Source organism: Leeuwenhoekiella sp. CH_XMU1409-2, assembly GCF_037029365.1.
In the GTDB taxonomy this organism is placed as follows: Bacteria; Bacteroidota; Bacteroidia; order Flavobacteriales; family Flavobacteriaceae; genus Leeuwenhoekiella; species Leeuwenhoekiella blandensis.
The window spans coordinates 122,309-148,036 of the sequence record NZ_JAYMEI010000011.1 but is presented as its reverse complement, the minus strand read 5'-3'; the positions used below and the strand labels follow the sequence as shown (position 1 = coordinate 148,036).

At 42.7% G+C, this 25,728-nt stretch carries 19 protein-coding genes; 6 read left to right on the top strand and 13 right to left on the bottom strand.

Features of this window, described 5'->3' with window-relative positions; translation table 11 throughout:
• The first annotated feature begins 20 nt into the window (after window positions 1-20).
• The 4 genes from WA338_RS12820 to WA338_RS12805 all read left to right on the top strand — a co-directional run bounded on the left by WA338_RS12820 (window position 21) and on the right by WA338_RS12805 (window position 7,632).
• Window positions 21-2,720 carry a prolyl oligopeptidase family serine peptidase gene (locus WA338_RS12820; RefSeq protein WP_009780818.1) on the top strand — a complete coding sequence of 900 codons (2,700 nt, stop codon included), beginning with the start codon at window positions 21-23 and terminating at the stop codon, window positions 2,718-2,720.
• A gap of 33 nt (window positions 2,721-2,753) precedes the next feature.
• Window positions 2,754-5,996 carry a S41 family peptidase gene (locus tag WA338_RS12815; protein ID WP_336093619.1) on the top strand — a complete coding sequence of 1,081 codons (3,243 nt, stop codon included), beginning with the start codon at window positions 2,754-2,756 and terminating at the stop codon, window positions 5,994-5,996.
• A 186-nt stretch (window positions 5,997-6,182) separates the two neighbouring features.
• Window positions 6,183-6,950 carry a hypothetical protein gene (locus tag WA338_RS12810; RefSeq protein ID WP_336093617.1) on the top strand — a complete coding sequence of 256 codons (768 nt, stop codon included), beginning with the start codon at window positions 6,183-6,185 and terminating at the stop codon, window positions 6,948-6,950.
• Window positions 6,951-7,020: 70 nt separating this feature from the next.
• Window positions 7,021-7,632, top strand: coding sequence for a DUF1684 domain-containing protein (locus WA338_RS12805; protein WP_336093615.1), 612 nt, complete (start codon window positions 7,021-7,023; stop codon window positions 7,630-7,632).
• A 9-nt stretch (window positions 7,633-7,641) separates the two neighbouring features.
• On the opposite strand, the gene eutB is transcribed toward WA338_RS12805, so the two are convergent.
• The 4 genes from eutB to WA338_RS12785 all read right to left on the bottom strand — a co-directional run bounded on the left by eutB (window position 7,642) and on the right by WA338_RS12785 (window position 16,936).
• Window positions 7,642-9,981 (bottom strand): ethanolamine ammonia-lyase subunit EutB, encoded by a 2,340-nt coding sequence (gene eutB / locus WA338_RS12800; RefSeq protein WP_336093613.1) that lies wholly within the window; start codon window positions 9,979-9,981, stop codon window positions 7,642-7,644.
• A gap of 241 nt (window positions 9,982-10,222) precedes the next feature.
• On the bottom strand, window positions 10,223-11,893 hold the full coding sequence (locus tag WA338_RS12795) for a M1 family metallopeptidase (protein WP_336093611.1): 1,671 nt from the start codon (window positions 11,891-11,893) through the stop codon (window positions 10,223-10,225).
• A 3-nt stretch (window positions 11,894-11,896) separates the two neighbouring features.
• Window positions 11,897-14,593, bottom strand: a complete 2,697-nt coding sequence (locus WA338_RS12790; protein WP_272985702.1) for a DUF5695 domain-containing protein — start codon at window positions 14,591-14,593, stop codon at window positions 11,897-11,899.
• Window positions 14,594-14,605: 12 nt separating this feature from the next.
• Complete coding sequence (locus tag WA338_RS12785; RefSeq protein WP_272985700.1) at window positions 14,606-16,936, bottom strand: alpha-L-arabinofuranosidase C-terminal domain-containing protein; 2,331 nt, start codon at window positions 16,934-16,936, stop codon at window positions 14,606-14,608.
• A 464-nt stretch (window positions 16,937-17,400) separates the two neighbouring features.
• On the opposite strand from WA338_RS12785, the gene WA338_RS12780 reads away from it, so the two are divergent.
• Window positions 17,401-18,246, top strand: a complete 846-nt coding sequence (locus WA338_RS12780; protein ID WP_272985698.1) for an AraC family transcriptional regulator — start codon at window positions 17,401-17,403, stop codon at window positions 18,244-18,246.
• Here WA338_RS12780 and WA338_RS12775 read toward each other — a convergent pair.
• The 5 genes from WA338_RS12775 to WA338_RS12755 form a co-directional block, all read right to left on the bottom strand.
• The gene (locus tag WA338_RS12775; protein WP_009780827.1) at window positions 18,243-18,935 is read right to left on the bottom strand and encodes a peptidoglycan DD-metalloendopeptidase family protein; all 693 of its coding nucleotides are present in this window, start codon (window positions 18,933-18,935) and stop codon (window positions 18,243-18,245) included. The genes WA338_RS12780 and WA338_RS12775 overlap by 4 nt on opposite strands.
• Window positions 18,936-19,025: 90 nt before the next feature.
• Window positions 19,026-20,744: a hypothetical protein gene (locus tag WA338_RS12770; protein ID WP_336093607.1), complete on the bottom strand. Its 1,719-nt coding sequence runs from the start codon at window positions 20,742-20,744 to the stop codon at window positions 19,026-19,028.
• A 4-nt stretch (window positions 20,745-20,748) separates the two neighbouring features.
• Window positions 20,749-21,348: a hypothetical protein gene (locus WA338_RS12765; RefSeq protein ID WP_273017158.1), complete on the bottom strand. Its 600-nt coding sequence runs from the start codon at window positions 21,346-21,348 to the stop codon at window positions 20,749-20,751.
• Window positions 21,332-21,823 (bottom strand): RNA polymerase sigma factor, encoded by a 492-nt coding sequence (locus WA338_RS12760; RefSeq protein ID WP_009780830.1) that lies wholly within the window; start codon window positions 21,821-21,823, stop codon window positions 21,332-21,334. Before WA338_RS12760 ends, WA338_RS12765 begins: the two co-directional genes overlap by 17 nt.
• Window positions 21,824-22,047: 224 nt before the next feature.
• Window positions 22,048-22,473 (bottom strand): organic hydroperoxide resistance protein, encoded by a 426-nt coding sequence (locus WA338_RS12755; protein ID WP_009780832.1) that lies wholly within the window; start codon window positions 22,471-22,473, stop codon window positions 22,048-22,050.
• A gap of 176 nt (window positions 22,474-22,649) precedes the next feature.
• On the opposite strand from WA338_RS12755, the gene meaB reads away from it, so the two are divergent.
• Window positions 22,650-23,687: a methylmalonyl Co-A mutase-associated GTPase MeaB gene (gene meaB / locus WA338_RS12750; protein ID WP_336093603.1), complete on the top strand. Its 1,038-nt coding sequence runs from the start codon at window positions 22,650-22,652 to the stop codon at window positions 23,685-23,687.
• On the opposite strand, the gene WA338_RS12745 is transcribed toward meaB, so the two are convergent.
• The 4 genes from WA338_RS12745 to WA338_RS12730 are packed head-to-tail and all read right to left on the bottom strand — an operon-like array spanning window position 23,684 to window position 25,708.
• The gene (locus WA338_RS12745) at window positions 23,684-23,947 is read right to left on the bottom strand and encodes a hypothetical protein (protein ID WP_336093601.1); all 264 of its coding nucleotides are present in this window, start codon (window positions 23,945-23,947) and stop codon (window positions 23,684-23,686) included. The genes meaB and WA338_RS12745 overlap by 4 nt on opposite strands.
• Before the next feature lie 11 nt (window positions 23,948-23,958).
• Window positions 23,959-24,903: an NAD-dependent epimerase/dehydratase family protein gene (locus WA338_RS12740; protein ID WP_336093599.1), complete on the bottom strand. Its 945-nt coding sequence runs from the start codon at window positions 24,901-24,903 to the stop codon at window positions 23,959-23,961.
• A 1-nt stretch (window position 24,904) separates the two neighbouring features.
• Window positions 24,905-25,477, bottom strand: coding sequence for a phosphatase PAP2 family protein (locus WA338_RS12735; protein ID WP_336093597.1), 573 nt, complete (start codon window positions 25,475-25,477; stop codon window positions 24,905-24,907).
• A complete protein-coding gene (locus WA338_RS12730) occupies window positions 25,478-25,708 on the bottom strand; it encodes a hypothetical protein (protein ID WP_009780837.1) in 231 nt (76 codons plus the stop codon).
• Window positions 25,709-25,728: the final 20 nt, after the last annotated feature.

Sequence of the window (25,728 nt, the reverse complement as noted above, 5' to 3'; positions counted from 1 at the left end):
AATCCCAGCAGTATAAATACATGAATAAAAAATACGCTTTCGTTTTCATTATCAGTTTCTTAATTGGTGCTAAGTCCTTTGCTCAAAGTGACACCAAAGATCCCAAAGCCTGGACGCCTGAAGACATTGTTTACACCGAGTCGATGCGCGCTCCGGTATTTTCACCAGACGGAAATATGGTGGTCTGGAGTAAAAGTAAAGCGGTAAAGAAAAAAGATCGCTTTGTTGCTAATCTTTATTTGACACGTTTGGGTATTCAAGAAGACGGTAAGTTCCTTACTACGCAACTCACACAAGGCGACGAGAATGACTACAGTCCTATTTTTTCAAAAGACAGCAAGGCGCTTTATTTTTTGAGTTCGCGCGATAAAGGCAAAAAACTTTGGAAACTTAGCCTTTACGGGGGCGAAGCCGAAGAAATACATGAGTTTGATAACGGGATTTCAAGCATTCAGCTTAAAGATAGAAACACCTTATTCTTCACCTCTAAAAATGGAAAAACGCTCTACGATGTGGAAGCCGAAGAAAAAGAAGACAATGTGCAGGTGATTGAAGATTCACTCCACTGGCAACCGAGTCATATTTATGCTTTTGATCTTAAAGACAAAAAGATCACTCGAATTACCGACAACACAAAACCCATACGTGGCTACCAACTTTCGCACGACGGAAACTGGCTGTACTACAGCATCACCCGCAGTTTAAGTTACGGCGCCGATGCGCAGAAAGATCCCTTCAGCTATCTTGTTGACCTTAAAACAGGCGACAAAAAGCAGATCTTAAAAGACTTTGAATTTCCTATTTACAGTGTACAATTCTCTGCAGATGATAGCGGATTTTATTTCGGCACCGGATTTTCTTCAGACCCCGAATGGAATGGCGCCGGGATTATAGAATTATACTATTATGATATCGCTTCAGCAAAAGCGACTAAGGTAGATCTGGATTGGGAACTTGGTATTGGCGGCGGCTATACAGTGGCCGGGAATGACGTGATCGTTTCCCTGGCCAACAAAGCCACAATGAAGTTGGCCTATTACACCAAAAAAGGGACGAGCTGGTCGCGTTCTGAAATGGATTTTGATGACAAGAACGAGCACGTAAGTCTCAATGCAATTGCAGACGATGCTTCAAAAATCGTTTACACCTACTCTACCGCTTCAAAACTTCCGCTGTACTTCGTTGCAGACCTTAAAAAAAATAAAGTAAGTAACGAGGAAACCTTTATCGCGCTCAATAAAAAGCTTGAAAAGAAATATATGCCGAAAAGCGAAATCATGACCTGGACGGGCTATAACGGTGATGAAGTAACCGGAATTTTATACTATCCTAACGATTATGAGGAAGGGAAAAAATATCCATTAATGCTCAATATTCATGGTGGGCCGTCAAGTCAGGATACCGACGAATGGTCGGGCAGTTGGGCATATTATCCATCGATCCTAACGCAGAAGAATATGTTTGTCTTGATGCCCAATTATCACGGCTCAAGCAATCATGGTTTAGAATATGTCGAGGCGATCAAGGGCAATTATTACGAACCGGAGCTAGAAGATATCACCAAGGGAATCGATAAACTCGTTGCTGAAGGGAAAGTAGATCGCGATCAAATGGGAACTATGGGTTGGTCTAACGGGGCGATCCTAACGACAATGCTTACGGTCAAATATCCTGATATGTTTAAGGTCGCGGCTCCCGGTGCCGGCGATGTGAACTGGACCTCAGATTTTGGAACCTGCCAGTTTGGGGTGAGTTTTGACCAGAGTTATTTTGGCGGTGCGCCTTGGGACGATACCAACGGCAAAACCTATAACGAGAATTACCTCATCAAATCGCCACTTTTTGAGATTGAAAAAATTAAAACCCCAACCATAATTTTCCACGGAAGCGAAGACCGCGCAGTACCTCGCGATCAGGGTTGGGAGTATTACCGCGGCTTACAGCAGGTGGGCAAAACGCCGGTGAAATTTTTATGGTTCCCGGGGCAACCTCACGGTTTAGGAAAGATCACGCATCAGCTGCGCAAAATGAAAGAAGAGATCGCCTGGATCGACACCTATCTTTTTGATAAAAAACCTACAGAAAACGAAGCCTTTAAAGAGGACAGTCCGCTGGCGGAAATTTTCAAGCTTGAAGAAGCGAAACAACAGAACGGATTATATGGAGTTTTAAATAAAGGAATACTGATTCCCGAAACCGTTCAGGTGAAAGAAGATTCCATCAGTTTAGGTCGTTTTGAAGTTACTAATGCACAGTTTAAGACATTCAAAGAAGCTTTCTCTTTTGATGCCGGAAAAGACAATTATCCGGCTGTAGTTTCCAAAACAGAAGCCGAAGACTATGTAACTTGGCTTTCAGCACAAACCGGAAAAACCTATCGCCTTCCCAATGCTAAAGAAGCTGAAAAACTTCAGCAAAAAGCAGCCGAAAGCGCCAAAGGACAAAACAACCTGAATACTTGGGCAGGATACGATCTTACCGCTGATGATGCTGCGATGCTAAGTCAAAAAGTAAACAGTTTAACCTATTCTCTTTTAAAGCCGGTGGGTTCTAATAAAAGTGTAAAAGTTGGCGAAGCAATACTCTATGATTTGGGAGGAAATGTTGCCGAATACAGCAACACAGGAACTTATGATTATAGTGCGTATGATTTCGCAGATCCTTACGATCAAAAACCCGTAAAGAGTGAACACGTAGGCTTTAGAGTAGTAAAAGAATAATCAATCCAGAATTTTTAGAAAATCAGTCAAAATATGAAAATCAATAATCACATGTTAAGCCTTATTGCAGCTACGCTTTCTGTTACCGCAATGGCACAAATCAATCAGACCGACACCCGACTTATGGATGCGCCGGCAATTAGCAACACGCATATCGCATTTATCTATGCCGAAGATCTCTGGGTGGCCAATCGCGATGGTTCACAACCCCGCAGATTGACTATTGATGAAGGTGTAGAATCAAATCCCATATTCTCACCAGACGGAAAAACCATCGCCTTCAGTGCAGAGTATGATGGCAATATGGATATTTTCAGCATGCCGGTAACCGGTGGAGTCCCTACCCGCTTGACCTTCCACCCTTATCCGGATATTGCTCGAGATTTTACGCCAGACGGAAAAAGTGTGGTTTTCGCCTCGCAGCGCACCTTGTTCACCAATCGGTATACTTCGCTGTTTACGGTGCCTTTGAGTGGTGGCCCGGTTTCCGAATTGGAGATCCCAAATGCATATTGGGCGAGTTATTCTGAAGATGGAAAATACATCGCATATACGCCAATTCCTGATCGTTTCAACCAATGGAAACATTACCGTGGCGGAACACAAACCCGTATTTACATCTACGACACCGCAACCCAAGAAGTGGTAGAAATCCCAAAACCGGCAGCAGGAAGCAACGATGCACAACCGGAATTTATAGGAAATAGCGTGTATTTTAGAAGTGACCGCGATGGGGAATTCAACCTCTACGCTTATGATCTGGCTTCAAAACAAGTGAGTAAGTTGACCGACTTTCAAGATTTTGGCCTGGAAGATTTAGAAGCAAGCAGCGATGGGATGTTGATTTTAGAGCAAGCCGGTTATCTGCATAGCTTCAACCCTTCAAACCAGCAGCTTACCAAGCTTAAAATAGGAATTGCTACTGATTTATTAGAGCTACGTCCACGCTTTGTAAGCGGGAGTTATTACGTGCGTAGCGGTGGTATTTCACCTTCAGGAGCGCGTGTGGTGGCCGATTTTAGAGGAGAAATTGTAACGCTTCCTTCAGAAAAGGGTGATATGGTAAATCTTACTCAAACTCCCGGAGTTCACGAGACCTTCCCAGCATGGTCGCCAGACAGCAAGCATATTGCTTATTTTTCTGATGCCAGCGGCGAGTATGCGCTGCATATAAAAGATCAAAACAGCACCGATGCTGCCAAAGCGATCGCGCTTGATGGCACCGGATTTTATGCGCACCTACACTGGTCTCCCGATAGTAAGAAAATCGCTTACGTTGATAACGGTAGAAACTTATACATCACTACGGTAGCAACAGGAAAAACCCAAAAAGTGGCTCAGGATGTATTGTATCAACCGGGGGATTATAGGGATTTATTCGGAAGCTGGTCTGCAGACGGAAATTGGCTCGCCTACACCTTGATCACCAATACCAACTTTGAACAGGCGTATGTGTATTCGCTTAGCGAAAACAAATCCTATCCCATTTCAGACGGCTTGTCTAATGTAACCGAACCTACCTTTGACCCTAGCGGAAAGTACCTGTACCTCACTGCTTCTACCGATGCCGGCCCGGTAGTGAATTGGTTTGACCAGTCTAATCAAGATATGACTTCATCAAATGCGCTGTATTTAATTACGCTTCAAAAGGAGGTAAAGTCGCCCTTTGCCAAAGAAAATGATGTTGAAAAAATCGCCGAAGCTGAAGAAGCACAAAAAGAAGATAAGAAAGAAGAAGGTGTGTCCGCTTTAGAAATTGACTGGGACGGTATTATGGATCGTATGGTTTCGGTACCGGTAGGCACAGGAAATTTTATGTCGCTTGCTGCTCCTAAAGAAGGGATGCTGTATTACATTTCATATCCTTCCTATGATGCTCCTGCGATGCTGCATGTGTACAATTTAGGCGAACAAAAAGACGAAGAACTTTTTGAAGTGGATGCTTTTGAAATTTCTGCGAACGGAGAGAAAATGTTTTATTACGCTAATGGAAGCTGGTTTGTTTCTGACACCGGGAAAAAATCAGATTTAGGTCCGTTGGCTTTTGATGCGATCAAGGTTAAGATCGACCCTAAACAAGAATGGGAAAACATATTCAATGAAGCCTGGCGCGTAAACCGCGATTACTTCTACGACCCGGGAATGCACGGTGTAGACTGGGATGCGATGAAAGAAAAATACAGCGTATTCCTTCCTGATGTTCCTGCAAAAAGTGATCTCTACCGCGTGATGAGTTGGATGTTTGCCGAGCTTTCAGTTGGGCATCATCGCTTTGATTACCGAGGCGATTCTCGCGTAGAAAAAGAGAACATCAACGGTGGCTTACTGGGTGCTGATTTTGAGATCAAGAACAACCGTTACCAGATCACTAAAATCTACGGTGGTCTCAATTGGAATCCAGATCTGCGTTCCCCACTTACCGAACCCGGTGTAAATGCCAGCGAAGGCGATTATATCATTAAGGTAAACGGAAAAGAAGTAACCGGTGAAGATAACCTCTACCGCTTTTTTGAAAATAAAGCCGGAGCTATTGTGACCCTTACCTTGTCTAGCAATGCCAATGGAAGCAACGCCCATAACGAAGAAGTAACCACGATCGCTTCAGAACGTGCGTTGCGTAATCGCGATTGGGTAGAAGACAATATCAAGAAAGTGAACGAAGCCACAGACGGCCAGGTAGCTTATGTCTATGTACCGAATACAGCAACAGCGGGCCACGAGTATTTTAAACGCTATTTCTATCCGCAGGCAGATAAAAAGGCCATCATTGTTGATGAGCGCTTTAATGGTGGTGGTCAACTGGCAGATTATGTGATCGACTTGTTGAACAAGCCGATGCAGAGTTATTGGAATTTCAGATATGGTAAGGATATGAAAGCACCAAGCGCTTCTATTCAGGGACCTAAGGTGATGCTTATTGATGAAACGGCAGGTTCAGGAGGAGATTATTTACCCTATTTATTCCGAAGAAATAACTTGGGAACGCTGGTAGGAAAACGCACCTGGGGCGGACTCGTGGGAGTCTTAGGATATCCTGAATTTATAGATGGCGGTTATGTCACTGCGCCTAACGTGGCCTTTTATAATGAAGAAGGCTTCGGAATTGAAAACGTAGGAACACCACCAGATGTTGAAGTGGAGCAAACTCCAAAGGACGTGATCGCCGGTAAAGATCCGCAGTTAGAAAAAGCGATCGAGATCATCTTACAACAGCTTGAAGAAAATCCGCCGAAGTCGCTCGCCACTCCGGAATATCCGGATAAAACCAAAAATTAAATTCATGCTCGAATGAAAAAAGTGTCTTAAACTTAAGTTTAAGACACTTTTTTTTTGCTTTTCACATAAAAACCAACCTCAATTTGTAAAAGCATAAAAAACAGCCTATTGCAATAAAAATTCACTTGTATTTTTAAATTTCACATCGATTTCTTTTTATCTTAGATTTCCCAAATCATTATGAAAATGAGTAGATTATTACTTCTAATTGTACTGTGCTTTTGCAGTACGATTTCCGCGAGTGCACAAGTAGGAATAGGTACTACAGATCCTAAAAATGACTTGCATATTGAAGGTGGCTTGCGCATAACCAATACGCCGGCGGGTGTTGATAATGATGCTTCCCAGCGCGTCCTGGCCACTGATGAAAATGGAGATGTGGTTACAGTAGATCGAGATCAAATCCTAAAAGATGTAAAGTTTCCTGAAATTGTCTTCAGTGCTAAATACGGTACTACAGATCCTTTTATTCCATTTTTTAACAGCTGTAATCCGTGCAACGCAGGCCAACAGTTACGGTTAAATTTAGTGAGTCCAAAAATTGCATACCAAAAAACCAGTGCTATTCAGGTGATAGATCCTTCCGGAACCAACGGTGATGAATATTTTAGAATTACAGAAGACGGTTATTATACTTTTGAGATTCAAACGTCAATAACTTTGAATCAAGCCCTGAAGTATTATATCAATTTTTATATGCAGAATAACAAAGCAGATACTACTACTGAAACTGACATTTTAAGAATATATGCAGGAATTCCCGCAGGAGGAGAACCTGATAATCAAAATATAGGAGCTCCCATTACTTTTAAAGATGTTAAGTATTACAATGCCGGAGATGAAGTCTATTTTGCCTTTCAACCCGCTTTTAATATCAACGCGATCATCGCTAATGGAAGACCTACCGGTGCTTCCTATGCAGCGCAACTTACCGTGATGCGATTTACCGACTAATTTTAGCTGTTACGTTTAGCATTAGTAACAATTGTGCTTATCTTTCTCATTGAAATCTAAATTCCTTTCAATGCTTAAGCAATTCCTAGGCGTGCTGATGCTCTCCGTCATTTTTGGTAAAACCGTATCGGCTCAAACTTCTTACGAAGCCGAAATCCTTCAATTTCAAAAAGATTTAAATACTGAATATAAAAACCCGGAAGAATCGCCCTTAACTCTACAGGAGCAAAAGGAATTTAAAGGACATAGTTTCTATCCTATCGATTCGACCTATCGGGTTGTGGCACAATTTCAAAAAATAGAAGATCCGGAGGAAATTCAATTTCCAACCTCATCAGGTGCGATCAAAACCTATGATACCTATGCCCTTGCAACTTTTGAACTGAAAGGAAATACCTATCAATTACCCATATATCAAAGTCACGCGCTACGCCAAATGGAGGAATACAAAGACTATCTCTTTTTACCCTTTACCGATTATACCAGCGGGGTGGAAACCTATGGTGCGGGTCGCTACATAGATCTTAGAATTCCCGAAGGCAACACGATTGTAATTGATTTCAACAAAGCATATAATCCCTTTTGTGCGTATAGCCCTAACTATTCGTGTCCTATTCCTCCGGAAGCCAATGATCTAAAACTTGAGGTAAGAGCAGGAATACGAGGACCTGAAGGGCATTAAGTTTTTCGTTTAAGCACTCTTCATCGCTTCTAATTCTTTGACGTCTTTCGCTAAAAGCGTTTTTAGGATGGCGACAGTTTGTTTGGCGGCTTCTTCCGGTTGCAGCGCCGTATCAGAGATCCCGGAAACTACGCGTGAAATGTCGTGATCTACCCAACGTTTTTTTGACCAACTCGCTGCCGGAGCGGCAGTGAGATACGCAGAGAAGTTATGATGCCCGCTCCCGGGGCGTTCCCCGATAATGTGAACAATTGCTTTGTTCCCGGCAAAATCATCGGCTCCAAACAAATGTTCGCCACAGGCATAACCCGCACGCACCCGACCGTGTGTGATCACCAGATTTTTGGCACTCGTAGTATAGCCTTCTTTATGGAGTTGCTCTTTTAGCGTATTCAAAAATGGAAGTAAATGACCATCATCCATCAAAGCTCGGGCGTTGAGTCCGTCTGAAATGACGATTTGAACATCAGGAATCTGATTCCAACTTTGGCGCAATTCTTTGAGTTTGAGGGTGGCGTCAAACGACAATTCTTCCCCACTTTCCGGGTGATATACATAATCTTTTCGATCTTCTGACCGGGTCTTGATCAATAAAGCCTGCGCTATTGAAGCTGCAAAAGATGCATCCATTGGCGTCCATAAACTTTCCTTAGCGTCTTCATACAACTTTTTAACTTCGGCCTCTAATGCCGGATCCAAATCCCAAACGTTTTCACCAAAACCTTCTGCGATCGCTACTCCCCGATCTCGAATTTCTTTTAAAGTCTTTTCGGCTTCCTGATCGATTTCAGCTTTGCTGCGCGTATCGCCTTGGGCTTGCTTAAACTTATAATACACCCATTTAGGATCACCAAAATGTGCTGTAGGTTTTCCTTCAGCATCTATAATTTCTAGCTTTTTAAAGAACTCCCACATCGCGTCATTGATCTTGTAACCAAACTTTTCGCGAATGCGCACATGGTCTGCAAAAGAGGTAGTAAGATAACTGAGCATCGGGTCGTTTTTTGTAGGCAATGCCATCAAATAAGCAGGATTTGCAGGCATCACTTGTTCTATACACCAACTCAAATCTTCTAATGAAACATCCATATGCAAGGTGGAACAAATGTCGAGGCCAATCGTTAGGCCGTGTAATTTGCCCATAACCGTATCTTCAAGACAACAGCGTACGAGTTGTTCTTTGGTCTTAAAAACTTCGGGACCTATAAATCCCGCGACATCATTTACGTGTACCCACGGCTGTGCACCTTCCTGGTTTTGCACTTTCAATTGTTCTTGAAGTGCTCTCACAAAACCATATTTGCGCGACTCGTGCAACACCATATCAAATCCTGATCCGTGTCCGTTGGTAAAATCGGCGCCTTGCCCGGTTTCGGCATACAAACCGTAGCGCCCGTTACGCTGCCGGGAATACTTTTGCATTTTATCAAGGCTCACGTCAAAGGTTTTATTGGCCGCAACTGTACCTGCCAAACTTTGAAACCAGATTCCTGTAGTCCCGGGATGCTTTGCTTCTACTTCTGCCTGCACATCAATATGCGAAAGCACACAATTAGACAACGTATCGTCTAACTCAAAAGTGGTCAAAATATCATACAGCGCCGCTTCTATTTTTGCCACGGAAACCGGATCGCTAGACACCGGATTGGTACCAAGTACCAAATCTCCCACAGCATACGACCAGGCATCAAAAACCTGCCAGATAATATCATCGGTATTATCGGTTGGGGAATTGGGTTGAACACGAGCACTCAGATAACCTTTACTTCCGATCTGACTTCCCGCCAGCGGATTAAAAACCTTTTGACCTACCAGAATAAGTTCGTTATTTGACATCAACTTAACCACGCAACCAATCACATCACTGCTCAAAGCCGGCATAATACGTTTGACCTCAGCTTCCGGTTGTTCTAGAATAAAGGTTTTAAGGTCTAAAATGCTAAAGGATTCCAATTCGGGAGGAGCAGTCGCCGTGGTTTCTCGCACCAGATCATACAAGGCATCCTGAAAAATTAAGTGTTTATCTATAGAAGCAACTTTGGTATTACCCAGCAATTCTCGGGCTGTCGCTCTACTCGTATCATCTGCAGCAGCAAGTCCCAAAGTCAAATCACCTTCTTTAAATGCGTTTGCGGCACCTATGATCTTCCGATAGAGATCGGTATCGATCTTGCCTTGATTGCGCTGCAAATACGCAAAGATATCCTCGCCCTTCTTGGCAGGTTGGAGTTGAACCCGTTTTAGCGGTTCGCCATCATCACCTATAAAATTACATCCGCTGAATAAAAGTGTTGCCGTGCTCATAAGTCCCATCTGAATTAAAAAATGCTTTCTAGAAATTGCTTCCATAGTGTTCCCTGTATTCTCTTAAAGTTAGAAAAAAAGCTTCCGCAGTTTGTTGCCAAAGCGTTAAATCAATCTGATTTTATGGATTTTACAAAATACCAAGCCCAAAATGAGATTATAGAAACCCAAGCATCGCTTTAGCAAAACAACTAAGACAAACAGTAAAGTCTTTACCCTTTGGCAAAACAAAAAAAGCCCTGAAATCCTACGGACTTCAGGGCTGCTATTTTAAATATCAATAAGCTTATAATTCTTTGACTAAAACTACATTGAGGTAATACATTTTTTCAATACGATCTGGCGTTAACAGGTATTGATTTTTCATCGTAATATCTACCGCTTTCCAGGTATTCGCTACCGGAAATATTTTCAGCTCTTCGTGCGTTCCTACCAGACTTAAGGGCAAATCAAAGCCTTCAATACAGTTGACATAGCGGTATTTGATTTGACTATTTTCAGCATCTACAAAAAGTTCTAAAGTTGGAATCTCGGTCGTAGTCAAATACTGCTCAAAAACTTTAGAATAATCAAAGTCGGCTTTGCGCGAAATATAATCCTGCACCTCACTACCATCAACGGTTTTATTATGAAAAGTTTGATTCAACCCGGCCAAAATATTTCTAAACAATTGATCGTTATTGATGCTGTGTCGAATGCTGTGCAGCATATTTCCGCCTTTGGGATACATATCGCCACTTCCCTGAGCATTTACGCCATACGCTGGAATAATAGGCGTTTTATTGCCAATCCCTTGTCGAATACCATAATTGTATTCATTTGCAGCTTCGGGACCGTAGTTATAATCTACGAATAAGGTCTCGCTGTAATTGGTAAAGCTCTCGTGAACATACATATCGGCAAGATCGTTTGTGGTGATGTTGTTGCCAAACCACTCGTGACCGCTTTCGTGAATGATGATAAAATCCCAGGTCAAGCCCAATCCGGTGCCTGAGCCATCACGACCGCGATAGCCACCGGCGTAGTAATTGCCGTAAGAAACCGCCGATTGATGCTCCATTCCGGTATTGTCTACTTCTATCAATTTGTAGCCATCCTCATAAAACGGATACGGCCCAAACCAATACTCAAAGGCATTCAGCATATTATGCACTTCCTTAGGCATATACTCTTTGGCTTTTTCCAGGTTATAATCCAGCACCCAATAATTGAGATCAAGATCGCCTTTTACACCGGGATACACCTCTTTAAAATTCTCGTAATGCCCGATATACGGGATAATCGTATAATTACTTATCGGGTTTTCAACGCCCCATTTATAACTCGTAGTACCATCTTGATTTTCGGTTTTATCGAGTAAGCGACCGTTAGCTACAGCAGTCAACGCATCAGGAACACGCATCGTTAATGAAGCACCACGATCGGGTTCGTCGCTTTGATGATCTTTATTTGGATACCAGATAGAAGCGCCTAAACCTTGACACGTAACAGTCATCAACGGTCGGTCTTCTGCATCTTTAGAAAACGACCAGCCGCCATCCCAAGGTGGTCGTACCGCTACGTGCGGATTTCCACTGAAAAAGATCTTTACGGTATGCTCAGAATCTAATTCCTGCGGAAGTGTATTGACCCAATACACATTGCCTTCTCTTTTAAATTGCAGTTCGGTTGCATCGTCAAAAAGAATGCGGTCGATCACCAGCGGTTCTTGCAAATCGATCTGCATCACATCAGGATGCTTTTCCTGAACCACTTTATAGGTAATTTGATTTGCCCCGGTAGTAAACTGCTTGTCATAATCGGGTTGCACCTCAATATCGTACCGCATCACATCCCACCACGCCCGTTGTGGAGTAATGCTTCCGCGTAAACTATCGGCTCTTGTAAATTCTTGTGCAGCGACAGAAAGACTCAACATAAGTCCCAAGACTGTCGGCAAAATGACTTTTCTATTCAATGTTTAGTGTTTTAGGGTAAGTGTGATCGGTTTTGCTTGAAGCGGAATTTTATATGCACCGCGCACCTTCTCATAATCTAGTGCATATTCTTCCGGAAGGTTTACATAAGCAAACGGTGTGATTTCCGTTTTAGGCGCTAGCCTAAGTTGAACCTCTTTCGTTTTCTTATCAAAGCTAACTTGTTGAACTGCTCCGGCATCTAAAGTGATCCACAAGGCTAACGGCTGAACAAACACCGCATTTTTAGCAGCGGTCGTTAATTGCATTGTAACCGAATTCTTTTCTTCTGTAAGATTTCCGCCGAAGGCCAAATAGCCCAATTCTGCATCTTCAACCAAATACGCCGAAGAATTGATCGCGTAACCATAGAAATTAGAACCGTAATCGCCAGACAGGTAATCGATCTCTAGCGTTGAAGGCCAACTGTGAAAAGCTGCCGCTCCAAAACCATCTTCCGTAATATTAGAAACCGCGCCTAGCAAGCCGCCGTAGCCCACTTTCAACAAATGCAAATCCTCAGGATTTTCCCGATAATTGTCCAATACAGGAATCGCATTAAGTCCGGAACCGTAATGATGAATCTGGCGTTCTACACGCGATAGTTTACCACCATAAAGAAAATCCCAATAACGGCGGGCATTTCCATTATAGGCCCAATGCGGCATTGTAGGCATATAGGCTAAAATAGCGCTCAAAGTCACCGCAGCTTTGGCGTCATACCCAAAATAATCAGACCACATGTACACCTCTTCCTGACCGGTAGAATCCCACGGCATTTCGCTACCAAAAGGATAAGCCAGCGACTCCCAATGGTCGGCACGTTTTTTCATTTCGGCTTCAAGTTTGGTAGCTTCTTCTGTGAGTTGCTCGCGTTTTAAATCCTCGAGTACGTGCAGAAAAATACTTCCTTCCATCTGACCAAACTGCGCATAATACGGAGCCTGAGTAGTCATCGCCAGTGTAGTTTGATACGCTTGCTCCAGGTACCATTTCCAGTCTTTTTGTGTGACTAGATTATCGTGATAGCGTGACAAGCGGTAGAGCGTCCAATAGGCAGCAACCACGTGCGGATAGTTGTACGATCTACCCGGATCTGCAGCTCCTTCTTTATTCCAGGCTGCCCAGGTATTCCAATTTATCGTGTCGTTATACGTGCCTGCCGGAAATTCTTCCGGTTCATAATACAACACACTTTTACGCACGCCGTATTTATGTTCACCCTCAGCATTTTGTAACACGCCCCAAACGGTTTGATTCACAAAATCTTCCAACTTTGAGACCTGTTCCTGATCGGGCTGAAGGTATTGTTTCATCATTCCGCCTAACCAGCTTCCGGCGCCACCTTCATCGCTCAATCCGGCGATCCAAACCCTTCCGTCTTGCGTCACCTGACGCTTATTTTGATAATCATACGAAATCAATGAAGGTGCTCTGTTGAACAGATCTTCCTCGTCATCAAACCATTGATTATCGAACAAGAAATTTCCAAAGTCAGCAACCAGTTCACTTTCCGGCTTAATAACTTTATAATTGATGCTTTGCGTTTTTCCATTCGTGTACTGAATTTCGACACGCGCTCTTCCCCACTGATTTCCGGTAACGGTATACACATCATAAGCATTCTTAGCTGCTTCTTTCTCAACCGAAAGCGCACCTTCAGGAGTCACTTTAATACTGCTTACATCAGAATTATATTTTAAGAATAATTTTCCTTGTACATCCTGCGGAAGCACATATCCAGGTACTCCAACAGCCACCGGTATATCCTTTTCCGTCAGTTGTTGTTGTACTTTTTTGATTTCCGGAGCGAGTATTAATCGTACTGAAAATGTTTTGAGTTCGCCTGGTTTTAAGAAACTTGACGTTGGCGTATTCCATTGCTTTACACCTTCCCATTCTTCTGAAGCATAAGCCTTGCTATTGGCCATCCACTCGTGGAACCCTTCAAACACAATGCTGCGCGGCGAAGGATCATCAAGCAACGGACGATAGGCTTCAAAAGGCGTATTGTTTTCAGGAAGAACGAGCAGGGTTTTGCCTTTTCCGTCTAAGCGTTTTACTTCAAGATAGCCTGCATCCAGCCCAATGTACGGATCAAAAAATACATTTGTAGCGTGTGCTTCTTCCAGCGAATTTCCTTCCAAGATATTATTGAAGATCATCGGGATTCCCAACGCTCCTAACTCGATCGGTTGATCGGTTTTATTCTGAAAATCAAAAGCCAAGATCAAGTCTCCATCGGCTTCCGCATAATACCGTGTAATACTAAGTGGAAGCTCTTCCGGCAAGGTATTGGCTAAATTGGCAGCAGCTAAAGCGCCTTCTTTTTCTATCGCTTCTACAGGTTTTCTAGAAGTCGCGGTTGAGACCGTATTCCATTCATTTGAACCTTCTAAACGGTATCTAAAATTGATATCTCCCAAATGGTAGAGTCCGTTGCCGGCTCTGATCTCCAAGCGGTCTCCGGGAGTAAAATCAAATTCAGGATCTGATTTTGGAACCAAAGAAGCCACCGTTTGCGAAGCCTTGACCAACTTCAGTATAAATTGATTGGTTTCTAAGGTTTCAAAGCCAGATGCTAAGCCTAAAGTTGATTCTCGCTCTTTGACCTTATCCCAATATTCTTGAGCTTGTGCGGCGGCTGTAATGCCTATAAAAAGAAGGATAAATACCCCTAATGCTTTTTTATACGTGTTCATATACGTTGCTTTCTAATTTAATTTGATTTTATAGATTCCTGCCGACTCCTTAGCGACCTGTAAGCTGTTATGCTCCAACTCAAAAGAAGTTTCTTCGAGGTAAATACTGTTTTTATGCGTCACGTCATTATACACCATATCGTTGGATCCTGTGATCACAAAGGCCGTTCCTTGCGTTGGAATATTTTCTGAAATAAAGTCAAGCGTCAGTTGATACTCCTGATGCGTAGCATTGATGACCGAAAGCGTTAAATATGTTCCGTCTTCGGTTAGCGTCGCCGCGACATCTAAAGGCTCGGGAGCACCCGAAACCGCAACAGGAATTGTCCCAAATTCTTTTCGATACACTTTTAAAACCAATCCCGTTCCTTCAAGCCAGCTGTCGGTGGGTGTTGTTTTGATCGCTCCGATCACATTCACCGTTTGCGCATAATTGGCCATATAGTACATCTCAGATTGGCGTGAGAACTCATTCAATCCTGCGGCAATTCCTAGAGCATCCCGCAAGAAATAACGTGTACCCAACAATCCAAACTCGTGCGGACCGTACCAATAATTCCATTCATCAAGTGCGATCTTAATATCACGATCTGCGATCTCCGGAATTTCCCTACGAGCGCGGCGATGCTCTTCTGCAATTTCTCTAATCGCATCCGGCATTTGCTTAACGTGTGTGAGCAACCCGCCTGCGTGCCAATCCTGACGGTAAAAATGCTCGCTGATGTAAGTCATATTTTCAGCAGTATTCTGATACATCATATCATTCCATTCCCCGGGATAACCTACGGCGATAAGATCTATATCTGGATCTACTGCCCACATTGCTTCGGCTACTTTGTTATGCTTTTTCACATACTCCTCAATAGGCATATGACCCAATTGCCAGTCGCCAAACATCTCATTTCCTACCGCCCAAAGTTGAACATCATACGGCTCAGGATGACCATTTGCCGCACGTCGTTTTCCCATAGGTGTTGTGGCAGCACCGTTAAAGTACTCTACTTCGTTTGCTGCCAATGCTGCATCACCCAAACCGGTGTTCACGGCAATATTGGCTTCAGCATCTAGTATTTTGCAGAGTTGCATAAACTCGTGAATTCCCACATCGTTATATTCTAAGCCATTCCAGGCGCGCTCATATCGTGTAGGGCGTGCATCGGGATTGCCTATACCATCCTTCCAATCATAACCCGAGACAAAATTTCCACCGGGCCAGCGGTAAATCGGGGAATCTAATTCTTTCAACAATGCGATCACATCCGGGCGAAAACCTTCAATATTATCCTCCGGCATTAAGGAAATTGCGGCGAGTGTGATAGTCCCACTTCCTTTAGATCGAAGTTTTAATGCTGCATAACCTGCATCTACGGCTTCAAAAGTGATCGGAAGGGTCACAATTGCATTTTTCTGCACATCAAGAACCTGTTTTTGTGCTTTTCCTTCTGTAGTGAAATGTACGCTGAGTTCCTCTAGGTCTCCGGCAACCTTAAGTACGACCCGTCCATTATAACGCACCCCTTCCTTTACAGGTATAGAATCCTGAGTTATTTCGAGTTCTTCTTCACTCAGACTAAAAACGGGCAATGCCTGTTCTGTATAGCCATTGTTTGCGTCTAAAGCTATCGCAGTACTGTCTACTGAAACTTCCCAAGGAGAAGCTGAAGTGCCGGGTTTATGATAAAATTTACGGTCGGTAAGCATTTCTGCCCATAATCCGCCGTAAATAGATTTTCCCATATGCTCAATAAACTGTCCGTAGATATACGGCGACATCGGTTCCTTTTGCGCTTCCAGATCGATGTTAACATTAGGTTCAAGGCTTTGCGATGAAAGTTCTTCAAGCTTGATATCCTTAAAATAGGCCGTTCCTGAAGCAGGCGCGTTTTTCCCTAATAGACATTCAATAATAAAACTATCGTCTCCTTCAGTGTTAAACGTCATTTCGACCGGTGTCCAGGCTGTAGTTCCCGTAAAAACAGTATCTGTTTTAGAGGAAAATTTCCCCAAACCAAATCCCGCTCCGGCATTGGGTTTATCGGTCGATACTTGCTCCGTTTTTATAAATCCGGTGACTTTATATTGTGCATAGGGCTTTACATTTACTTTCTTAAAAATACGTCCCATCTGCAAACTGTCGTGACTGATCACCAAAACTCTAGCATCGGTATCCTTAAAAGTACTGTCTGAATAATTCTCTTGATTGCTCCAATATTCTGTTTCCCATCCGGCTTCTTTAAATTGAGTTTCTAAATCCGGAGAAAGTAGTGTTGAAGTGTCTTTGTCAATTGGAGCACAGCTTAGTACAAGCAACAAAAGCAGGGTAAAAACAGCGTGTATTTTCATAAAAGAAATATTGGTCAAACTTTAAGATACATTGAAGCACAACAAAGCGATACCATACTTCAAATTCTAAAGACTAAAGTAACAGGAATTTAAACTTTTATAATTTGTTAAAATTAGCGAAAGGTAGTAGGATATTAACTCGATTTAAAATAGAACAAAGATCTAATCGTTAATCAAGTATCACAATTGCCTAAAACAAAACAGAATTAATAAGATCACCTTTAATTTGTGATGTCACAATGTTAAAATTGCACATTTTTGATCAATAATTAACGTATACTGATACGATATTAACCCAAAACTTGCTTTCAACCTATATTTTGTGCCAATTTTATAGCATCTAAATAGCCTGCCTTATGTCAAGCACACGAGGTAGTTGATGAAAATAAATTTTAAATTATGAGGCAAGTCTAGAGTTATAATCTGCTCTGGAGGCGCCAATAACGATACGATTTCATACCCCTATGAAAGTTCTTCCTTTTAAAATACCGAAACCCGGTAAAGAAGCCTTGGTCTATCAAGAAGACCACGAACTCAAATTTTACGATAAGTTACACGAGCACGAAGAGATCCAGATCAGTTACATTGCTAAAGGATCAGGCAGCCTCCTTCTGGGCGATACGATCAATGAGTATCACGAAGGCGATATATTGGTCATTGGCGAACACGTTCCGCACGTTTTTAGAAGCGATAATACTGCTACCGACAAATCGGTGATGTACACGCTGTTTTTTACTAAACATTCTTTTGGTAAGGAGTTTTTTAAACTCACCGAAATGTCAGGTATTGACAGTTTTTTCAATGAGGCAGAAAACGGAATGAAAATCACCTCGAATACCGATTTACTGATCAATAAATTCTCCAAGCTTAAAAATCAAAGTCGTATAGAGCGTCTTGCTTCATTTTTACAGATTCTTGATTTAATCCAGCAGTCTGAAAAAACACCTTTATCCTCTTTTGTCTATCATAAAAAATATACCGATGTTGAAGGTAAACGTATGAGCGACGTGTATCAATACACCTTAGATCATTTTCAGGAGAACATCACCCTCGATATGATCGCGGAGGTCGCAAATATGACCAAAAATGCCTTCTGCCGATATTTTAAAAGACGTACCAACAAAACCTATTTACAGTTTTTGATCGAGCTGCGTATAGAGCATGCTTGTAAATTGTTGTATAAAGAAAGAGAGCTTTCGGTAGCTGCGATATCAGAGCTTTGTGGTTTTCAGAATATCGCTAATTTCAACCGAAAATTTAAAGAGTTAAAACACACCACGCCGTCAAAATATCGGTTACAGGTTGCTTAATTGATCTTGAGCAAAAGATTAGGATCGGGGCAGTTTGCTCTATAAAAATCAAGGTTCTTTAAGGTAGACACTCCGGGATAATCGCCGTGATTGCCTTGCAGTTCTTTTATAAGCTGAAAATGCAAATGCGGCCCGTAATCTCCATTTTCATCGGGCGTACCTAAGTGCGCGATCGTTTGCCCTGCTGCAATAGCCTGCCCCACTTTAAGTGATTCTAAGGAGGTTCTTGAAAGATGCCCATATAAGGTATAAAAATGCAAGTCTTCAAAGTGATGCTCTAATACCACACAAGGCCCGTAATCGCCATAGTTGGTATTGTCTTTAAAGCTATGCACGCTACCCGCTACCGGAGCCAGAACGGGAGTTCCTGCCGCACTCCACACATCGATTCCTAAATGGATATTCCGTTTTAGATCGGGATTGTCATTGTGAAAATACAAGCTGCGATCGTAAATACTGCGCTGTTCCAGATAGCCTCCGTAAGCCACACGACCGCCGGTTTTTGCCAGATAGGTATTGATATAGTGCTGAATGGCTTCCGCAGAACTCGTATCTACTTCCTCTAAAATTTTATTAGTAACCGACAGGTCTAAAAATCGGTAATCTGAAGCCGTATACATACTATCGATCACCGGGGTAAAGCCGGTAGTAAGTGTTGCAATTCGGTCTAAAAAAAGCGCGTGTTCCATCGCGCCAAAAATACAATTCTGCCCGCAGTAAAAAACAAAAAAGTCCGTTTTGGCAGAAACGGACTTTTCAAATAATTAAAACTAAAAAACTCAATTAAGCACGACATCACTATACTTAGAAGATATCGCTATAATACTGTCTGTATTTCTTGATTTATAAAAGCCGTTAACCATACTGCTGTTATAGCCTTCCATAACTTTGGCTTCTATTTTCCGAGGATAATTTAGACGGCTGCGAACGCCGTTAAAATTAAAATGGAACGGAGTCTCCGGCAGGTTAAGCACCACATCACTGTTTTCTACACTAATGTTTAAGGTCTTAAAGTTCTTACCCAGTTTAGGTATTGAAAGTTCGCCAAAGCTTCCTGTGATCACCGCTGCGTCTTCAAGCTCATTGATCACGATGCTACTCGCTCTGGAGTCTACGTTAATGCTTTTTGCTTTATCGATCACACAGTTTTTAAGATAGCTGGCGCGCAGGGTTCCATAATCCCACATCGCCACATCCACCGGACTATACGCAACATTGATCAATGTTTTTTCACCAGAGATCGTATTGGCCATAAAATCACCGTGAGCCAAGGTTACCCGGGCGTTTGTAGCCTCAGAGATCTTGATGTCTCCGTGGCGTACATTAAGATCTAATTGTGCTTTTTTAGGCATACGCACGACGATCTTACGTGTGAATGATCCTTTCGGTTTTACAGCAGCTCCCGCCGGATTACCGGTGTAGGTATAGGTCATTTGGGTGCTTACATTACCATTTGCATCTGTAGTAACTGTTTTTTGAAGACTTCCGCCTTGAGCTTCGGCCATTTGTTCTAATTTCTTGGCAAAGTCATTACTCCAGCCCTGCATCGCTTTTTCAACATTTTGTCCTAAAGCCGCCATATCGCTTTCTATGGCACGACCAAAAGTAGCTCCTAAAGCTTCAGTCGAACCGCCGAGTTGCTTACCAAAACGTGCTCCCCACGCTTTCATATCTGCACTAAACTCATCGCCCCAGGCTTCAATCGCAGCACGCCACTGATCTACTTGAGCGACACTTACATCTGTACCGTATTTTTTATTCATCGCAGCCACATAGGCTTTTTTGTCGCGATTAAAAGCATTACTGTCAAAATTCAGATCTTTCCCAAAAGGAGATTTAGGCATTCCTAATAGACTGCTTCCGGCAACGCCTTGTCCTGCGGCAACCCGCTTTTTATTATTCTGTTCCCATTTCTTCATCACCACGTCAAAATCTTCTCCTAGATTTTGCTCGATCTTACGCTTGTATTGCTCTAGGTATTTGGCCCCGTCGCGTTTATAGGCTTCGTAATCAAACGCGATGGCGTTCATTCCTTTATAAAACTCTGCAGGAATCTGAGCCCCAGAAAACTGCTGAAGCACCGGAGAAAGCATATTCTGCATCACCGGCTGCATCATTTGCATAGAGGAGGTGATCAAGTCATTAACACCACGCACGGGCGCATTGCCCATAGCCAAGTTAACTGTTGATGGCGCGCCACGGCTTACAATGCGCACCGCTTTACTGTTGCCCTGTACACTGATTTGCCAGCCTTTTAAAAGTTGGTCTATTTCTTCCTCGCTTAGGTCTTCAGATTCAATGATCGCAGCGACCTCAACTTCATCTTTATTCCAATCTTCAAAAACAATATCTGCGTACTGCGATTCGGTAAGTATGGCGACATCTGCAGCGGTATCAAAACGTTCGGTAAGTTTGGTACTTTTGGTTTGTGCTTGAGCCTGCGGAATAAAAACCAATACCGCCAGCAAGAAAGCACAAGGCTTCATTATCCTAATCATAAATTTATAAGGTGTTGGTCTGAATCTCATTATTTTGAGATTCTTGTAATTCATTTAATTTTTCTTTGAGCTTGGTAAGCAGGTCTAAGCGAAACTGTAGATTATCGATCAAGGCTTGAATGTTTTGATTATTAACTCCTGTAGCTACTAAATCTGCATTAAGTCTGTCATATTCTTGATTAAGCTCTTCAAGCTGACCCATAAAAGCATCTACGATCGCTTTATTATCTTCTGTCACGTTAAGCTGTGCCAACTCCATATGAATGCTCGCCAGGTAACGATCTTCAATCTGTTTATATTCTGGTGAAAAATCACTCAGTTGTACTTTGGTAGGTTGCGCATTTGCGACAGCATGTACTTCGGTAGGCTGTTCTGCCTGTGCCCCGCTACTCAACGGATTGTTCAAAAGCAAACCGCTAATGGCGATCACCACAACCAGTACGGCAGCAATTTTCATCCAGAGATAACCTTCTGCTTTGGCTTTTTCTGCCTTACCAAAATGAGCATCAAGACGCGCATTAAAGCGTGCTTCATGACCCCGTTTAAGCCCCTCATCAGGAATGCTTAAATCATTTTTAAACAATTCTCTAATATCCTGTGCCATGATATTTTGTTTTAAGTTTTTCTTGCAATTTTTTCTTTCCGCGATGCACCAGCGTACGCGAAGCGACCTCGGTAATTTCTAAGATTTCTGATATTTCCTGATGGTCATAGCCTTCTACCAAAAAGAGCATCACGGCATAGCGGTACCGCTCTGGCAATTCTTCGATAGCTTCTTTGATCTGATCAAGCGTAATCCCATCATCTACAGACCAGTCATTATGCTCATCTACCGTACCTAAAACCTGCTCGTTGATCGCGACCAACTCGAGTTTTTTGGCCTTCAACATATCGATACTTTTATTGATCACGATACGCTTTAACCAAGCTCCAAAAGTCACTTCACCATTGTACTGATGCATTTTTGTAAACGCTTTTACAAAACCTTCCTGCATGGCTTCTTCGGCTTCAAAAGAATTCTTTAAAAACCTAAAAGCAACATAATACATGCCTTCGCTATACTTATTGTAAAGTTGCATCTGTGCACGCCGGTCGTTTTGCTTACATCGTTCAAGTATTTCGGTAATTTGCAAAATGGTAAATGGTTAGTTGCTAATTCCTTTTCTAAAGACGAAGCTTTTTCGTCTGCGTTGCAAAATGAGACATTTTTTTTCGAATACTTAAGTGCAAAATCTTAAAATGAGAGTTTGACACAAAAAAACCCGCTCGAGGAGCGGGTTTTAATTTTAAGAAGCGCCTTACACTACTCATCTAAAAGTAAGTTTAAGGTCACATCAATATTATCCATTGTAGCGCGAGAGTACGGGCAAACTTCGTGAGCCTCATTCACAAGCTCCTCTCCTTCTTCTACGTCTACTGTAGGCAGGTAACAATCCAATACCACCGCAAGTTGGAACATATCTTCTTCATTCTTGCCTATTTTTACAGTTGCAGTCACCGTGTAAGCACCAAGATCTACTTTTTTCTCACGAGCAACGTGCGCTAGCGCACTACCAAAACACGCAGAATAACCTGCTGCAAAAAGTTGTTCAGGATTCGTCCCGTCACCACCGGCGCCGCCTAAGCCTTTAGGTACGCTGAGATCAAAGTCTAATGTGCCGTCATCGGTTGAAACACTGCTATCACGACCACCTGTGGCGGTAGCCTTTGCCTTATATAAAGCTTTCATAATAAAATTTTCGTTGATTAATATTTTGAATATACCATTCCTATTTTGAGGAATCAACGCGAGATTCTTAAAGATTTCACAAAAATGCAAGCAAGCCGATACATTCCAATATTTCTCAGTTGTATTTCTGCTTCAATTAGCTTTTCCCGTACCTTTAAGTTTTCAGAACTATTCCATTGAAACCTTCAAAACCTAAACATATCGATTCCGCTGCCGCTAAAAAACTCATCGCAAAGCGCAAACAAAGCATTCCCACCGAAGCATTGATCCAGGGTATTCTTAAAGGTGACATCACAGCCTTAAGCAGAGCGATCACACGTATCGAAAGTAATGCGGTCGCCAATCAGCAAGAAGCTCAAAAGATTCTTGAGCAGTGTCTACCGCAAGCGAAACCTGCAATGCGTTTAGGAATCACCGGTGTTCCCGGTGTAGGAAAAAGCACCTTTATAGAAGCTTTAGGAATGCACGCCATCGATCAAGGAAAAAAAGTAGCAGTACTGGCCATAGACCCCAGCAGCAGCATTGCGCACGGAAGCATTCTGGGCGATAAAACCCGAATGGAACAATTAGCAGCGCATCCCCAAGCATTTATACGCCCGTCTCCTGCTGGTGACGCCTTGGGCGGTGTTTCTCGTAAAACACGGGAAACCATAAGTCTGTGCGAAGCAGCAGGTTTTGATTTGATTATTATTGAAACCGTAGGCGTAGGCCAAAGTGAAACTGCCGTACATCACATGACCGATTTTTTCCTGCTTCTTAAACTGGCAGGCGCCGGAGATGAACTCCAAGGCATCAAACGCGGCATTATGGAAATGGCAGACGCCATAATCATCAACAAAGCAGATGGGACAAATGAAGCTGCAGCAAAGCAGGCACAAAGCGAATTCTCAAAAGCGCTGCATTTGTACCGGGCCAAAGCCAGCGGTTGGCAACCTCAGGTGCTGCTGTGTAGTGCGTTGAAGGAAACCGGGATCGCAGCCATTTGGGAAATGCTCAACGCCTATATCAAAGCGGTAAAAGCGAACGGTTTTTTTGAAGAAAATCGAAAACATCAAAACAACTATTGGCTACAAGCAAGCATAGAACAGGCGTTAAAAGATCAGTTTTATGCAAATGACAAGGTCAAAGCCCAAGTGCCTCAACTCTTACAAAAGATCAATGAGGGGAAACTTACTGCGTTTCAGGCGGCACAAAGCTTACTTGACTTGCGCTAACGTGTTAACCGCGCATAGCGTTTTTCGTTCTTTCGGTATTTCAAGAATCCCACGACGATTCCTAAAATCAAGCCTATCACTCCAAAGAGTACAAAATCCATTTGGTCAAACATCGATCCGCTAAAGTAGGTAACAACCAATTTGTAGGTCAATGCTCCCAAAATTACCTGCAGCACGATCCCCGAAATAAACTGAAATTTCCCTTCTCGTTTTTCCTTCCAGTCTTTTACAAACTTGCGGTCTTTCTCATCCAATCGCATAGCGCTTTCCTTTAGTCTACAAATTCTTTTTTATACCACTCGATTTGCTTCTGCAAACCTTCTTTTAAAGTGGTTGAAGGGTTATAATCGAGTAAGCGTCGGGCTTTGTCGATATTGGCTTTGGTAAACATTTGATCTCCGCCGCGTCTGGGCACAATATCTTTTCTGATCTGCGTATCCAGAAGTTCTTCAACGATCGCGATGCCTTCGCCTGTAGTGTGTTCTTGTTCGGTTCCCAGATTGATCACTTCACCATCAACAATAGCTTCTTTTCCGATCACACTTACCACACCATCAATGATATCGTCAACAAAGGTAAAGCTGCGCACGTGAGCCTCACTGCCTTCAAACAAAGGAAATTCGTGATGGGAAAATCCGCAACCTATGAGTTTGGTATACAGTTTTTCGGGACGTTCCCTCGGCCCATATACCGAAAATAAACGCAGGGAACAGGTTTTCATTTTTTGCTCTCTGGTTTTAGATAACACGATCTGTTCTGCAGCGAGTTTGGTCACCCCGTAAAAAGAAGCGGGTTCAGGAGCTGCATCTTCGGTCAAGGTTGCGCGTAACCCGTAAATAGACGAAGTAGAAATATTGGTAAAAAGTTTCAGCCCTTCGCATTGCAATGCAAAATCGATCAGGTTTTTGGTAGCGACCAAATTATTCATCAAATAATCTTCAAAACTTGAGGTCGCTGCAATACCGGGCTGTGCTGCAAAATGAAAGATATAATTAAAATCTGTAGGAAGTTTTTCAAAATCTTTAGGCTCTCGCAGATCTACCATTTCCATAGGGATTCCTGCTTCCTTCAGGTCTTTGGCATTTCGGTCTTTGAGATCGGGACTGTAATAGGGCGAGAAATTATCGATACCCACAACGTCAAAATTCAATTTCTTCAAGCGTTCGGCACAATGCGAACCTATAAAACCGGCGGCACCGGTTACCAATACTTTCATATTAATATGTTTCTTTAAATAGTTTGGCAAAGCCAAAACGGTGCAGCGCATACACCAGCAGAGCGATGAGCGCTCCTATGATGATCCCTGTCAATACATCTCCGGGATAATGCACGCCCACATAAATGCGGCTATAGCCTACAAGCAGCGCCCACACCAAGAGTACAGGAAATACCCATTTATATTTTGATTTTAAGATTAAGCCCACAAAAACCGCTAAAGCCATCGAGCTCGCCGCGTGCGCCGAAAAATACCCATAACTCCCACAACGCACAGCGATAAATCGCGCCTGCTCCATTACACCTTCCTGACGACACGGCCGTAAGCGCTCAAAACCGTGTTTAAATACATTGGCCAGTTGATCTGTTGCAGTAATGAGCAAGGCTACAGCGACTAAGGTGTACAGCGTTCCTTTTAAACCGAACTTTTTATAAATGAGAAAAAGTAAAAAGGCATACAGCGGAATACTCGACCATTTATTGGTCAAAAACAACCAGAAAGGATCCCAGGTCTCTGTTCCCAAATTATTGAGAAAGAGAAAGAGTTCGTGATCCAGTTCCTTCAACGTATTCATTTAATCGTCTTCGTAGCGCGCTACTTCTCTATCGTAAAAATCGGTAGCTGCTTGAATTAAACCTTCGGCTTCGGTAGCCAGTTCTTCCTCATCGTTTTTATCAAAATCCTCCAACCATTCTACATCATCGGTTTTTAAGTCGATGATAAAACGTGGAAAATCGGTATGTATTACAAAAATCGATTCGGGATAATCGGTATTATCACCCAATATAAACTTAGGAAGTTCCATAATTAAACGTTTAAAGGTTC